Source organism: Streptomyces sp. NPDC050145, assembly GCF_044460245.1.
Classification (GTDB): Bacteria; Actinomycetota; Actinomycetes; order Streptomycetales; family Streptomycetaceae; genus Streptomyces.
The window spans coordinates 91,415-104,958 of sequence record NZ_JBITJS010000007.1 but is presented as its reverse complement, the minus strand read 5'-3'; the positions used below and the strand labels follow the sequence as shown (position 1 = coordinate 104,958).

The following is a 13,544-nucleotide window of genomic DNA, read 5'->3' as shown; positions in this document are numbered from 1 at the left end:
GTGAGCATCCGCTATCAGGCGCTGACCTTGGAATCTTAGGAAAAGTGCCCCAGGTGGGATTCGAACCCACACTGTCCGCTGTTTGAGAGCGGCCTCTCTAACCAGTTGGAGTACTGGGGCCTTAGAAAGTAAGGGGAACGGGCACCCCCTCGGCACACCACCATATCGCAGCTAGGTAGGCTCTTGGGAGCACTACCCCCGCCCCGCTCAACCAAGGAGCGCCCCGTGACCGCCCCCGAGTCGCCCCAGCCTGTCGACGCTGTCGACGACGACCAGTCGCACGTGCCGCCGCTGACGACGCGCGTCGTCATCGCCGAGGACGAGGCCCTGATCCGCCTCGACCTGAAAGAGATGCTCGAGGAAGAGGGCTACACCGTCGTGGGTGAGGCCGGTGACGGTGAGCAGGCCGTCGAGCTGGCCCGCGAGCACAAGCCGGATCTGGTGATCCTGGACGTGAAGATGCCGAAGCTGGACGGGATCAGCGCGGCGGAGAAGATCGCCGAGGAGTCGATCGCTCCGGTGCTGATGCTGACGGCGTTCTCGCAGCGCGACCTCGTGGAGCGGGCGCGGGACGCGGGTGCGATGGCGTACCTGGTGAAGCCGTTCAGCAAGAGCGATGTCGTGCCGGCGATCGAGATGGCGGTGTCGCGGTTCACGGAGTTGAAGACGCTGGAGAAGGAGGTCGCGGACCTCACGCAGCGGTTGGAGACGCGGAAGCTGGTGGACCGGGCGAAGTCGGTGCTGCAGACGCAGTACGGGCTGACCGAGCCGGCGGCGTTCCGGTGGATTCAGAAGACGTCGATGGACCGGCGGCTTTCGATGCAGCAGGTCGCGGAGGCGGTCATCGAGGACGCCGAGGAGAAGAAGGCGGCCAAGGGCTGACTTCGTAGACGTACGTGACGAAGGCCCGCACCCCGGGATGATGGGGGTGCGGGCCTTCGCCGTGTGTGGGTCAGTCCTCGCCGAGGTAGGCCTTGCGGACGGACTCGTCGTGGAGGAGGTCCTGGCCGGTGCCGGAGAGGACGATGGAGCCGACCTCCATGACGTGGCCGTGGTCGGCCAGGGAGAGGGCCGCCTGGGCGTTCTGCTCGACCAGGAGGATGGTGGTGCCCTGGGTCTTGAGCTCGGAGATGGTGGCCATGATCTTCTGCATCATGATCGGGGAGAGGCCCATGGAGGGTTCGTCGAGCATGAGCAGTTTGGGCTGGGACATGAGGGCGCGGCCCATGGCGAGCATCTGCTGTTCGCCGCCGGAGAGGGTGCCCGCGGCCTGCTTGCGTCGTTCGCCGAGGATCGGGAAGAGCTCGTAGGCGCGTTGCATGTCTTTTTCGATGCCCGCGTTGTCCTTCCGGAGGAAGGCGCCGAGTTGGAGGTTCTCGGCGATGGTGAGGCGGGGGAAGATGTGGCGTCCTTCGGGGGAGTGGGCGAGGCCCAGTGCCACGATCTTGTGTGCGGGGACGGAGGTGAGGGGCTGTCCGGCGAAGGTGATTTTTCCGCTGGAGGGCTTGAGGAGGCCGGAGAGGGTGCGCAGGGTCGTGGTCTTGCCGGCGCCGTTGGTGCCGATGAGGGTGACGACCTGGCCTTCTTCGACGCTGAAGGAGATGCCCTTGACGGCTTCGATCTTGCCGTAGGCGACGTGGAGGTCTTCGACTTCCAGCAGCGCGGTCACTGGTTGTCTCCTTCTGTGGTGCTGTCCGTGGCGGCCTGTGCTTCGGCGGCCTGGACTTCTGCGAGTGCGGTGTCCTCGGGGGCGCCCTCGAAGGGGGTGCCGAGGTAGGCGGCGACGACGCGTTCGTCTCCCTGGACGACTTCGCTGGTGCCTTCGACGAGCTTTTCGCCCTGGACGAGGACGGCGACGCGGTCGCAGAGGTTGAAGATGAAGCGCATGTCGTGCTCGATGACGAGGACGGCGATGCCCTTGTCGCGGATGGCGAAGACGAGTTCTTCGGTGGCGCGGGTCTCCTGCGGGTTCATGCCGGCGGTGGGCTCGTCGAGGAGGAGGAGTCCGGGGTCGCTGGCGAGGGCGCGGGCGATCTCGAGCTTGCGTTGTTCGCCGTAGGGGAGGTTGCGGGCGAGGTGGTCGCGTTTGTGCTCGAGGCCGATGAACTCGAGGAGTTCCATGGCGCGTTCTTCGCTGGCGCGTTCGGCTTTCTTGAAGCCGGGGCCGCGCAGGAGGGCGGACCAGAGGCCTTCTTTGGTGCGGGTGTGGCGGCCGACGAGCACGTTTTCCAGGACGGTCATGTTGGCGAAGAGCCGGATGTTCTGGAAGGTGCGGGCGATGCCGGCCTGGGTGACGAGGTGGGGCTTGGGTGGCAGGACGGTGCCTTTGTAGGCGACTGTGCCCTCGGTGGGGACGTAGAGGCCGGTGAGGCAGTTGAAGAAGGTGGTCTTGCCGGCGCCGTTGGGGCCGATGAGGCCGACGATCTCGCCTTCGCGGACGGTGAGGTCGACGCTGCGGACGGCGGTGAGGCCGCCGAAGCGCATGGTGACGTCACGGGCTTCGAGGACGGTCTGCGCGGTCGGTGCGGTCTGCGCCTTCTGCGTGTTCTGTGTGGTCACGGTGGTCACGCCCCCGCCTTGGTGGTGGCCGGTTCGTCGGGCAGCCGTTGTTCCGGTACGTCGAGTTGGCCGGTCTCGTGGAATTCGAGTTGGCGGCGGCGGTTGGCGATGATGCCCTCGGGGCGGAAGCGCATGAGCAGGACGAGGGCCAGGCCGAAGGCGAGGAGTGACTTGTCCTGGAGGAAGACGAGCTTCTCGGGCAGGAGGTAGAGGAGGGCTGCGCCGAGGAGGGGGCCCGCGACGGTGCCCATGCCGCCGAGGACGACGGCGGCGAGGAGGAACGCCGAGTTGGGCGGGGTCGATCCGGCGAACTGGTAGGGGTTCGGGACGACGCTGTAGGTGACGTGGGCGCTGACGGTGCCGGCGAGTCCGGCGAGGGAGGCGCCGAGGGCGAACGCGACGAGTTTGACGCGGAAGCCGTTGATGCCCATGGCGGTGGCGGCGGTCTCGTCCTCGCGGATGGCGACCCAGCTGCGGCCGATGCGGGAGTCGGCGGCGCGGGTGTAGACGAGGACGACGATGGCCATGATCAGGACCATGAGCAGGTAGTAGTTGGCGAAGCGGCCCAGGGTGAATCCGGCGATCTCGTGGCTCTGGCTGAAGTCGATGCCGAGGAGGTTGAGGTCGGGGATGGAGGGGATGCCGTTGGGGCCGTTGGTGAGGTCGGGGCCGGAGTCGCCGTCCATGTTGTTGACGGCGATGCGGAAGATCTCACCGAAGCCGAGGGTGACGATGGCGAGGTAGTCGCCGCGCAGTCGCAGGGTCGGGGCGCCGATGAGGACGCCGAAGACGAGGGATGCGGCGGCGCCGGTGAGGGCGGCGGCCCAGAAGGGGAACTGGACGCCGGAGAAGGTGGAGAACTCGGAGCCGGAGACGAGGGCGGCGGTGTAGGCGCCGACGCCGAGGAAGGCGACGTAGCCGAGGTCGAGGAGTCCGGCGAGGCCGACGACGATGTTGAGGCCGAGGGCGACGGTGCCGAAGATGAGGATGTTGACGCCGATGTTGGCGTAGTGGTCGTCGGTCTGGGTGAAGGGGAAGGCGATCGCGGCGGCGAAGCCCATGGCGAGCGTGAACGGGCGGTTCTTGGCGGTGAGCCGGGAGAACACGTCGAGCAGGCCTGCGGTGTGGAGGGCCCAGATGGCGAAGACGGTGACGATGAGGAAGCCGATGAACAGCTCGCCGTACTCGGTGTCGATGCCGTAGGTGAAGACGGCGAGGCCGACGATGGTGGCGGCGGTGATGAGCAGGCGCTGGATCCAGGGGCTGGGGAGCGCGATGCGGGTGAGGTGGTCGGGTTTGGCGAGGTAGCTGCGGAAGGTGTCCTTGGCGCTGTGGGTGCCGGCTCCGGGTTGGGGGAGGGCGAAGGCGCCGAGGAGGGGCAGCAGGGAGGCGACGGCTGCGATCCAGCCACCGGGTTCGAGGTTGGCGAGGCCGCCGAGTTTGGCGGCGATGGCGATGACGGTGAACCAGGTGGTGCCGAAGGCGCCGAGTGCGGCGAGTGCGGCGGGTGCGTTGTTGCCGTTGTGGCCGAGGGCGCGGAGTCCGGGGACGCCGTAGTGGCCGAGGGCGGTGAGGGCGACGAGGATGCCGCCGACGAGGGTGAGCCACTGCAGGCCGCCGGGGTAGCCGGTGATGGTGAGGTCACCGGGGAATTCGGCGGTCCAGGTCCAGGCGAGGAAGGCGGAGGCCGTGGTGGCGATGCCGCCGGCGAGGACGAGGGCGCGGGCCGCGGTGGCCGGCAGGGGGAGGAGCCCGCGGGTGGGGGCGTCCGTCTTGTTCATGGTGGTGTCCGTCATGGTGGTCACGCCCTGTCCGCGACGCGTTCGCCCAGCAGGCCTTGGGGCCTGAAGAGGAGGACGAGGATGAGGAGGCCGAAGGCCCAGACGTTGGCCCAGGTGGAGCCGCCGAGCTGCTGCATGCCGGGGATGCCGTCGATGTAGGCGGAGGCGAGGGTCTCGGCGATGCCGAGGACGAGTCCGCCGAGCATGGCGCCGTAGATGTTGCCGATGCCGCCGAGGACGGCCGCGGTGAAGGCCTTGAGGCCCATGAGGAAGCCCATGCGGTAGTCGATGGAGCCGTACTTGAACCCGTAGGCGATCGCGGCGACGGCGGCGAAGAAGCCGCCGATGGCGAAGGCGATCACGATGATGCGGTTCGTGTCGATGCCCATGAGCTGGGCGGTGTCCGGGTCCTGGGCGGTGGCCTGCATGGCGCGGCCGGTGCGGCTGCGGCGGACGAAGAGGGCGAGTCCGGTCATGCAGAGGGCGGCGGCGATGATGAGGAAGAGGTCGCCGTCCCGGATGGTGATGCTGCCGAGGTCGTGGGAGCCGCCGAGGTCGGGGAAGGTGCGGGGGCGGTCGGCCTTCGGGTAGAAGTTGCGGACCGCTTCCTGGAGGGCGAGGGAGAGGCCGATGGCGGTGATGAGGGGTGCCAGTCGGGGGGCTCCGCGCAGGGGTCTGTAGGCGAATCGTTCCGCTCCGACTGCGATCAGGATGGCGACGAGGCCGCCTCCGATCAGCATGGCGGGGAGCAGGATCCACATCGAGGTGCCGGTGGGAAGGATCAGGGACATCGTGAGCGCGCCGAACGCTCCGGTCATGAATATCTCGCCGTGCGCGAAGTTGATGAGCTGGACGATGCCGTACACCATCGTGTAGCCGATGGCGATGAGCCCGTACATCGAGCCGAGGAGCAGCCCGTTGGCCAGCTGCTGCGGCAGGGTGTTCACCGCATGGCCTCCATGTCGCTGGTGGTCGTGTGCACCCATGGGGTGCTGGGTGGGTGTGAGAACGGGCCGCGCGGTCGGGGTCGTCCTGCCGCGCGGCCCGTGGTGGTGCTGGGGTCGTGGTTCAGCCGGCCGGGGCCGGCTCACGAGGGTGGGCCGACGTGGGTCAGCCTTCGTAGGTGCCGGTCTTGACGGCCTTCCAGGCACCCTTCTCGACCTGGTACACGGTCAGCTGCTTGTTCGTGGTGTCGCCGAACTCGTCGAAGGCGACCTTGCCGGTGATGCCGTCGAAGTTGGACTTCTGGACGGCGTCGACGACCTTGGAGCGCAGCTCGTCGCCGGAGGGCAGCTTGCCGCCGTTGGCCTCCTTGACGGCCTTGACCGCGTTGATGATGGCGGTGGTGGCGTCGTAGGAGTAGCCGCCGTAGGCGCCGTAGTCGCCCTTGTAGCCCTTGGCCTTGTAGGTCTCGACGAAGGTCTTGGCGGCGGGCAGGGTGTCGACGGGGACGCCGACGGAGGTGGAGAGGTCGCCCTCGGCGGCCTTGCCGGCGGTCTCGATGTAGGTGGTGGCGAACATGCCGTCACCGCCGAACAGCGGGATCTTGACGCCGGCTTCCTTGAGCTGCTTGGTGATCAGCTGGGACTCGTCGTACTGACCGCCGTAGTAGACGATGTCGGCCTTGGCGGCCTTGATCCGGGAGACGAGGGAGGCGAAGTCCTTGTCGCCGGTGTTGATGTGGTCGGTGCCGACGGCCTTGCCGCCCGCCTTGACGAACTGCTCCTTGAAGATCTTGGCGAGGCCGGCGCCGTAGGTCTGCTTGTCGTCGACGACGAAGGCCTTCTTCTTCTTGAGCGTGTTGTAGGCGTAGTCGGCCGCGAAGCCGCCCTGGAGGGCGTCGGTGGTGGCGGTGCGGAAGTACGTCTTGTAGGCGCGCTTCTTCGTGCCGCCCTGCCAGTCCTTGCCCTGGGTGAGGGAGGGGTCGGTGTTGGACGGCGAGATCTGCACCATGTTGGCGGAGGAGAAGACCTGCTGCATCGACTGGGCGACGCCGGAGTTCAGCGGGCCGACGGCGCCGACGACGGACTTGTCGCCGACGAGCGCGGTGGCGTTCTGCTGGCCGGTGGCGGGCTGGGCCTTGTCGTCGAGGGCCTTCAGCTTGAAGGTGACGCCGTCGACGGTCTTCTTCTTGTTGGCGTCGTCGATGGCGATCTGGGCGCCGTACTGGATGCCGAGGCCGGTCGTGGAGTTCTCGCCGGAGAGAGGGGCGTCGACACCGATGGTCAGTGTGGTGCCGCCGCTGTCGCCGCCCTTGGCGCCGCCTTCGTCGCGGGAACCGCAGGCGGTGAGGGTCAGTGCTCCGGTGGTGAGCACTGTGGTGAGTATGAGCAAAGAACGGTGTCGCACGATCATTCCTCTCCCTGGCGCGGCCCGCGTGGTCGGGGGCCGTGTGTCTCGCCGGGCCGTACTGGGGTGGTACAGGGGCCGTGCAAGTGACGCGCCCGGCGGCGCGGTGACTGGCCGTGACTATAAGCGCAGGTGGGGGAGTGGGGCACTGGGTGGGAGAGGCTGTGACGCTCTTGTTATGCCGGGGTGGTGATGAGGAGGAGCAGGAGGGATGATCGGACCTTTTCGGGCGCCTTGCGGGTGGGGTCGGTGGTTGAGAACGCCCTGTTCCGCTAAGGAACTTGAATGGATCTTGGTCCTTACCTGGTGCTCCGGCGGGGGTGGGGGTGCTGGTGGTGGGTGTTCTGTGGGCAGGGTGCGGTGTTCGTGTTGCGGTGCATTGCTGTGTTTCGACAGATGTAACGGTGTGTCACCGTCGGGCGGGGTCTGTTCCGGGGTGGCCGGCCGGGCACGCTGCGCTCAACTGCCGTGCGAGAGCGTGCGGGAAGGCGCCGCCGAACAGGAAGCTGTGCTGCTGCAGGGCGCGTTGGTTGCGCAGGGTCAGGTCGAGATGGGGGAGATCGATCGTGCGCGGGGGCCGTGCGCAGTGCCGTACGCGGATCTCCACGGTGAGCGGCGCGGTGTCGCCGGCGCTCACCGTCAGTGGCAGTCGCGGGGTCGTGCGGGTGGCGAACTCGGCGAAGGGCAGGCGCAGTCGGCTGACGGTGACGGGGCTGCCGGTGTCGACGCGGAGCAGGAACCGGTACGTGTTCTTCGCCGGGCCCGGGCCTTGGTAGTGCAGGTTCGTCGTCTGGGTGGGGTACGGGGACGACGCGGCCGGATCGGAGGGCGGCGGGCGCAGGAGGAGCAGGGCGGTGACGGCTCCGGCGAGGGCGAGGGCGGCCGTGACGGTGCGGCGGGTGCGGGGCTCGAGCGCGGCCCAGTGCTCCGCGGGGGTGCGGCGGTCGGGGTTGCCGGCGCCGAGCGTTTCTCCGGGTTCGGGCGGAAGGTGGTGGGGGCCTCGGGGTGCTGGAGGCTCGACTGGTTCGACGGGGCCGATGCCGGTCATGGTTGACGGTAAGCCGGAGGCGTTGGCTCCGCCAACGGGTGGGAACCCCTCGGGGCGCGGAGCCGCCGATGTCACGGCTCCGCGCCCCGAGGTGCTGCCCTGACTACTGGGTCGGGGCGTCCTTGAGGATGCAGGTCAGGCGGGCCGTGCAGACGCGGCGGTCCTGTTCGTCCGTGATGACGACCTCGTACGTGGCGGTCGTGCGGCCCCGGTGGACCGGCGTCGCCACGCCCGTGACCAGGCCGGAGCGGGCGCTGCGGTGGTGCGTGCAGTTCAGGTCGACGCCGACGGCGATCTTGCCGGAGCCGCCGTGCAGCATGGAGCCGACGGAGCCGAGGGTCTCGGCGAGGACGGCGGAGGCGCCGCCGTGGAGCAGGCCGTAGGGCTGGGTGTTGCCGGCGACGGGCATCGTGGCGAGGACCCGGTCCGCGGAGGCTTCCTTGATGTCGATGCCCATGCGCCTGCCGAGGTCCCCGGCCGAGAACAGGGCGGGCAGGTCCACGCCGAGCGCGGCGTACTCGTCGATGACCTCTTGCGGGAACTTCACGCTGTGCTGCTCGCCCATGGGGCCCGGCTCCGTTCGTCGTACCTGTTCCGAAGTGACGTCCCTGTCCGGAGTGACGTCTCGGCTGAGCGAACGCTCAGTCGGTCGCCGATTGTTCCAGGCGGACGACGACGGACTTCCCGGCGGGGGTGTTGCTCACGTCCGCCGTGGCGTCCAGCGGCACCAGCACGTTCGTCTCCGGGTAGTACGCGGCGGCGCAGCCCCGGGCCGTCGGGTAGTGCACGACGCGGAAGCCGGGGGCGCGCCGCTCGATGCCGTCGCGCCACTCGCTGACGAGGTCGACGTAGGAGCCGTCGGCCAGCGCGAGGTCGCGTGCGTCCTGCGGGTTGACGAGGACGACGCGGCGGCCGTTCCTGATGCCCCGGTAGCGGTCGTCGAGGCCGTAGATCGTGGTGTTGTACTGGTCGTGCGAGCGCAGGGTCTGCAGCAGGAGGCGGCCCTCGGGCAGGTGCGGGTGCTCGACGGGCGCGGCCGTGAAGTTGGCCTTGCCGGTGGCGGTGGGGAAGCGGCGCTCGTCGCGCGGGGCGTGCGGGAGGGTGAAGCCTCCGGGGTGCGCCACACGCGCGTTGAAGTCCTCGAAGCCGGGGACGACGCGGGCGATGCGGTCGCGGATCGTCGCGTAGTCCTTCTCGAACTCCTCCCACGGGGTGTGCGAGGCGTCGCCGAGGACGCGGCGGGCCAGGCGGGCCACGATGGCGGGCTCGGAGAGCAGGTGCCGGCTCGCCGGGTCCAGGCGGCCGCGCGAGGCGTGCACCATGCCCATCGAGTCCTCGACGGTGACGAACTGCTCGCCCCCGCCCTGGAGATCGCGCTCGGTGCGGCCGAGCGTCGGCAGGATCAGCGCGCGGGCGCCGGTGACGGCGTGCGAGCGGTTCAGCTTCGTGGAGACGTGGACGGTGAGGCGGGCGCGGCGCATCGCGGCCTCGGTGACCTCGGTGTCGGGGGACGCCGCGACGAAGTTGCCGCCCATGGCGAGGAAGACCTTGGCCTCGCCGTCGCGCAGGGCGCGGATGGCACGGACCACGTCGTACCCGTGGGCGCGCGGCGGCGCGAACGCGAACTCCTTCTCCAGCGCGTCCAGGAACGCGGGCGCGGGGCGCTCGAAGATGCCCATGGTGCGGTCGCCCTGCACGTTCGAGTGGCCACGCACGGGGCAGACGCCGGCGCCCGGGCGGCCGATGTTCCCGCGCAGGAGCAGGAAGTTGACCACTTCGCGGATGGTCGGCACGGAGTGCTTGTGCTGGGTCAGGCCCATCGCCCAGCACACGACGGTGCGGCGCGAGTCGAGGACCATCTCCAGGGCGCGCTCGATGTCGGCGCGCGAGAGGCCCGTCGCCTTCAGCGTCTCGTCCCAGTCGGCGGCGCGGGCGGCCTCGGCGAACTCCTCGTAGCCGTGGGTGTGTTCGGCGATGAAGGCCTCGTCGGTGGCGCCTTCCGTCTCCAGGACCAGCTTGTTGAGCAGGCGGAAGAGGGCCTGGTCGCCGCCGAGACGGATCTGCAGGAACAGGTCGGTGAGCGAGGCGCCCTTGGTGAGGCCCCTGGGCGTCTGCGGGTTCTTGAACTTCTCCAGGCCCGCCTCCGGCAGCGGGTTCACCGAGATGATGCGGGCGCCGCCCTCCTTCGCCTTCTCCAGGGCGGAGAGCATCCTCGGATGGTTCGTGCCCGGGTTCTGCCCGGCGACGATGATCAGGTCCGCCTTGTAGAGGTCCTCGAGCAGGACGCTGCCCTTGCCGACGCCGATCGTCTCGGTGAGGGCCGAGCCGGACGACTCGTGGCACATGTTCGAACAGTCGGGCAGGTTGTTCGTGCCGAACTCGCGGGCGAAGAGCTGGTAGAGGAACGCCGCCTCGTTGCTGGTGCGCCCCGAGGTGTAGAAGACCGCCTCGTCGGGGGAGGCGAGCGCGGTCAGCTCCTCGCCGATGATGTCGAAGGCGCGCTCCCAGGTCACCGGCTCGTACCGGTCCGCGCCCTCGGCCAGGTACATGGGGTGGGTGAGCCGGCCCTGCTGGCCCAGCCAGTACCCGGAGCGGCGCGCCAGGTCCGCCACCGGGTGCGCGGCGAAGAACTCCGGGGTCACCCGGCGCAGGGTGGCCTCCTCGGCGACCGCCTTCGCCCCGTTCTCGCAGAACTCCGCCGCGTGCCGGTGCTCGGGCTCGGGCCAGGCGCAGCCGGGGCAGTCGAAGCCGTCCTTCTGGTTGACCCGCAGCAGGGTCAGCGCCGTGCGCCGTACGCCCATCTGCTCGCGGGCGATCCGCAGGGACTCCTTGACGGCGGGGAGCCCGGCCGCGTGGTGCTGCGGCGCCGCGACCTGCGGCGCGTCCTGGACCGGGTCCGACGCGGGCGGCTTGCTGGCCATGGCTTGCTCCCCTTCGAGCGGGTGCTGCGGACGGGCTGTGAGCTGTGTCTCCGATCCTCGCACGGGCCACCGACAGCGCGGCCGCCCGCTGTGCGGTGGACCGGAGTGTCAGTGGGGTCTGGCAGGATCGGGGACGTGGCAGAAACAGCAGCGAAGACGGCGAAGACAAGCGCGACGAAGGCGACGGGCTCCGGTGCAGGGGGGCGCCCCCGGCTGATGCTCATGGACGGGCACTCGCTGGCGTACCGGGCGTTCTTCGCGCTGCCCGCGGAGAACTTCACGACGGCGACCGGCCAGCCGACGAACGCGATCTACGGCTTCGCGTCCATGCTGGCGAACACGCTGCGCGACGAGGCGCCCACGCACTTCGCGGTGGCGTTCGACGTGTCCCGCAAGACGTGGCGCTCCGAGGAGTTCACCGAGTACAAGGCGAACCGGTCGAAGACCCCGGACGAGTTCAAGGGCCAGGTCGAGCTGATCGGCGAGCTCCTCGACGCGATGCACACGCCGCGCTTCGCCGTCGACGGCTTCGAGGCCGACGACGTGATCGCCACGCTCGCCACGCAGGCCGAGGCCGAGGGCTTCGAGGTCCTCATCGTCACCGGCGACCGTGACTCCTTCCAGCTGGTCTCGGACCACGTGACCGTCCTGTACCCGACCAAGGGCGTCTCCGAGCTGACCCGGTTCACGCCGGAGAAGGTCCAGGAGAAGTACGGGCTGACGCCGTCCCAGTACCCGGACTTCGCGGCGCTGCGCGGCGACCCGTCGGACAACCTGCCGGGCATCCCGGGCGTCGGCGAGAAGACGGCGGCGAAGTGGATCAACCAGTTCGGTTCGTTCGCCGAGCTGGTCGAGCGCGTCGACGAGGTCAAGGGCAAGGCCGGCGCCAATCTCCGCGAGCACCTCGACGCGGTGAAGCTGAACCGGCGGCTGACCGAGATGGTCCGCGACGTCGAGCTGCCCAAGACGGTCGGTGACCTCGCCCGCGAGGCGTACGACCGCAAGACGGTCACGATGATCCTGGACACCCTGGAGATCCGGAACCCGTCGCTGCGCGAGCGCCTGTTCGCCGTCGACCCGGGCGCCGAGGAGGCCGAGGAGACCCCGGCCGAGCCCGGCGTCGAGCTGGACGGCACGGTCCTCGCCACCGGCGAGGTCGCGCCCTGGCTCGCCGAGCACGGGACCGCCGTCCTGGGCCTGGCCAGCGTCGACAGCTGGTCGCTGGGCACCGGCACGGTCACCGAGATCGCGCTCGCCGCCGCCGGAGGAAAGGCCGCCTGGTTCGACCCGTCGACGCTCGACGAGGCCGACGAGCAGGCCTTCGCCGCCTGGCTCTCCGACACCGCGAAGCCGAAGGTCCTGCACAACGCCAAGGGCGCCATGCGGGTCTTCGCCGAGCACGGCTGGCACGTCGAGGGCGTCACCATGGACACGGCGCTCGCCGCGTACCTGGTCAAGCCCGGCCGCCGCTCCTTCGCGCTGGACGCGCTGTCCCTGGAGTACCTGGGCCGCGAGCTGGCCCCCGCCCCGGCCGACGGGCAGCTCGCCTTCGGCACGGACGAGGACGAGCAGGCCGAGGCCGACGCGCTGATGATCAAGGCCCGCGCGATCCTCGACCTCGGCGAGGCGTTCGGCGAGCGCCTCAAGGAGGTCGGCGCGGCCGAGCTGCTCACCGACATCGAGCTGCCCACCTCCGCGCTGCTCGCCCGCATGGAGCGGCACGGCATCGCCGCGGACCGCGCGCACCTCGAGTCGATGGAGCAGATGTTCGCGGGCGCCGTGCAGCAGGCCGTGAAGGAGGCGCACGCCTCCGTCGGCCACGAGTTCAACCTCGGCTCGCCCAAGCAGCTCCAGGAGGTCTTCTTCGGCGAGCTCGACCTGCCGAAGACCAAGAAGACCAAGACCGGGTACACGACGGACGCCGACGCGCTCGCCTGGCTCGCCACGCAGACCGACCACGAGCTGCCCGTGATCATGCTGCGCCACCGTGAGCAGGCCAAGCTCCGCGTCACCGTCGAGGGCCTGATCAAGACGATCGCCGCCGACTCCCGCATCCACACGACGTTCAACCAGACGGTGGCCGCGACCGGCCGGCTGTCCTCCACGGACCCGAACCTGCAGAACATCCCGGTCCGTACCGACGAGGGCCGCGCCATCCGCCGCGGCTTCGTCGTCGGCGAGGGCTTCGAGTCCCTGATGACGGCCGACTACAGCCAGATCGAACTGCGCGTCATGGCCCACCTGTCCGAGGACGAAGGCCTCCTGGAGGCCTTCAACTCCGGCGAGGACCTGCACAACACGGTCGCCTCCCAGGTCTTCGACGTGGCGCCCACCGCCGTCGACGCCGAGATGCGCCGCAAGATCAAGGCCATGTCGTACGGCCTCGCCTACGGTCTGTCCGCGTTCGGCCTCTCCCAGCAGCTGAACATCGAGGCGGGCGAGGCGCGCGCCCTGATGGACACGTACTTCGAGCGGTTCGGCGGGGTGCGCGACTATCTGCGCCGCGTCGTCGACGAGGCCCGCGCCACGGGGTACACGGAGACGATGCTCGGCCGCCGCCGCTACCTGCCCGACCTGAACTCGGACAACCGGCAGCGCCGCGAGATGGCCGAGCGCATGGCGCTCAACGCGCCGATCCAGGGCACCGCCGCCGACATCGTCAAGATCGCGATGCTGAACGTGGACAAGGCGCTGACCGAGGCGGAGCTCACGTCCCGGATGCTGCTCCAGGTCCACGACGAAATCGTCCTGGAGATCGCCCCCGGCGAGGCCGGGGCGGCGGAGGAACTGGTCCGCCGCGAGATGGCCGCCGCGGTCACCCTCCGGGCCCCGCTGGACGTCTCGGTGGGCCTCGGCCCGGACTGGGAGTCGGCGGCCCACTGACCG

At 69.6% G+C, this 13,544-nt stretch carries 10 protein-coding genes and 1 tRNA gene; 2 read left to right on the top strand and 9 right to left on the bottom strand.

All coding sequences use genetic code 11. The features are described from left to right. Positions 1–45 precede the first annotated feature (45 nt). A tRNA-Leu gene (locus ACIBTU_RS15750) sits at positions 46–120 on the bottom strand. 105 nt (positions 121–225) lie between these two features. Between ACIBTU_RS15750 and ACIBTU_RS15745 the strand changes: the two genes are divergently transcribed. Further along, a complete protein-coding gene (locus tag ACIBTU_RS15745) occupies positions 226–882 on the top strand; it encodes an ANTAR domain-containing response regulator (protein ID WP_399126680.1) in 657 nt (218 codons plus the stop codon). Between the two features lie 70 nt (positions 883–952). Here ACIBTU_RS15745 and ACIBTU_RS15740 read toward each other — a convergent pair whose 3' ends face one another. From ACIBTU_RS15740 to ACIBTU_RS15705, 8 genes are all read right to left on the bottom strand, one after another. Further along, on the bottom strand, positions 953–1,669 hold the full coding sequence (locus ACIBTU_RS15740) for an ABC transporter ATP-binding protein (RefSeq protein ID WP_399126679.1): 717 nt from the start codon (positions 1,667–1,669) through the stop codon (positions 953–955). Continuing rightward, positions 1,666–2,484, bottom strand: a complete 819-nt coding sequence (locus ACIBTU_RS15735; RefSeq protein WP_399127011.1) for an ABC transporter ATP-binding protein — start codon at positions 2,482–2,484, stop codon at positions 1,666–1,668. The genes ACIBTU_RS15740 and ACIBTU_RS15735 overlap by 4 nt, the downstream gene beginning before the upstream one ends. An 80-nt stretch (positions 2,485–2,564) precedes the next feature. Beyond that, the gene (locus ACIBTU_RS15730) at positions 2,565–4,355 is read right to left on the bottom strand and encodes a branched-chain amino acid ABC transporter permease (RefSeq protein WP_399126678.1); all 1,791 of its coding nucleotides are present in this window, start codon (positions 4,353–4,355) and stop codon (positions 2,565–2,567) included. A 5-nt stretch (positions 4,356–4,360) separates the two neighbouring features. After that, positions 4,361–5,287 (bottom strand): branched-chain amino acid ABC transporter permease, encoded by a 927-nt coding sequence (locus ACIBTU_RS15725; protein WP_399126676.1) that lies wholly within the window; start codon positions 5,285–5,287, stop codon positions 4,361–4,363. Positions 5,288–5,450: 163 nt separating this feature from the next. Next, a complete protein-coding gene (locus ACIBTU_RS15720; protein WP_399127010.1) occupies positions 5,451–6,674 on the bottom strand; it encodes a branched-chain amino acid ABC transporter substrate-binding protein in 1,224 nt (407 codons plus the stop codon). A 424-nt stretch (positions 6,675–7,098) separates the two neighbouring features. Then, positions 7,099–7,737: a hypothetical protein gene (locus tag ACIBTU_RS15715; RefSeq protein WP_399126675.1), complete on the bottom strand. Its 639-nt coding sequence runs from the start codon at positions 7,735–7,737 to the stop codon at positions 7,099–7,101. A 103-nt stretch (positions 7,738–7,840) separates the two neighbouring features. Next, positions 7,841–8,302 (bottom strand): PaaI family thioesterase, encoded by a 462-nt coding sequence (locus ACIBTU_RS15710; RefSeq protein WP_399126674.1) that lies wholly within the window; start codon positions 8,300–8,302, stop codon positions 7,841–7,843. 76 nt (positions 8,303–8,378) lie between these two features. Continuing rightward, a complete protein-coding gene (locus tag ACIBTU_RS15705; protein WP_399126673.1) occupies positions 8,379–10,658 on the bottom strand; it encodes an FdhF/YdeP family oxidoreductase in 2,280 nt (759 codons plus the stop codon). A 216-nt stretch (positions 10,659–10,874) separates the two neighbouring features. Between ACIBTU_RS15705 and polA the strand changes: the two genes are divergently transcribed. Continuing rightward, positions 10,875–13,541, top strand: a complete 2,667-nt coding sequence (gene polA / locus ACIBTU_RS15700; protein WP_399127009.1) for a DNA polymerase I — start codon at positions 10,875–10,877, stop codon at positions 13,539–13,541. The last annotated feature ends 3 nt before the right edge of the window (positions 13,542–13,544 follow it).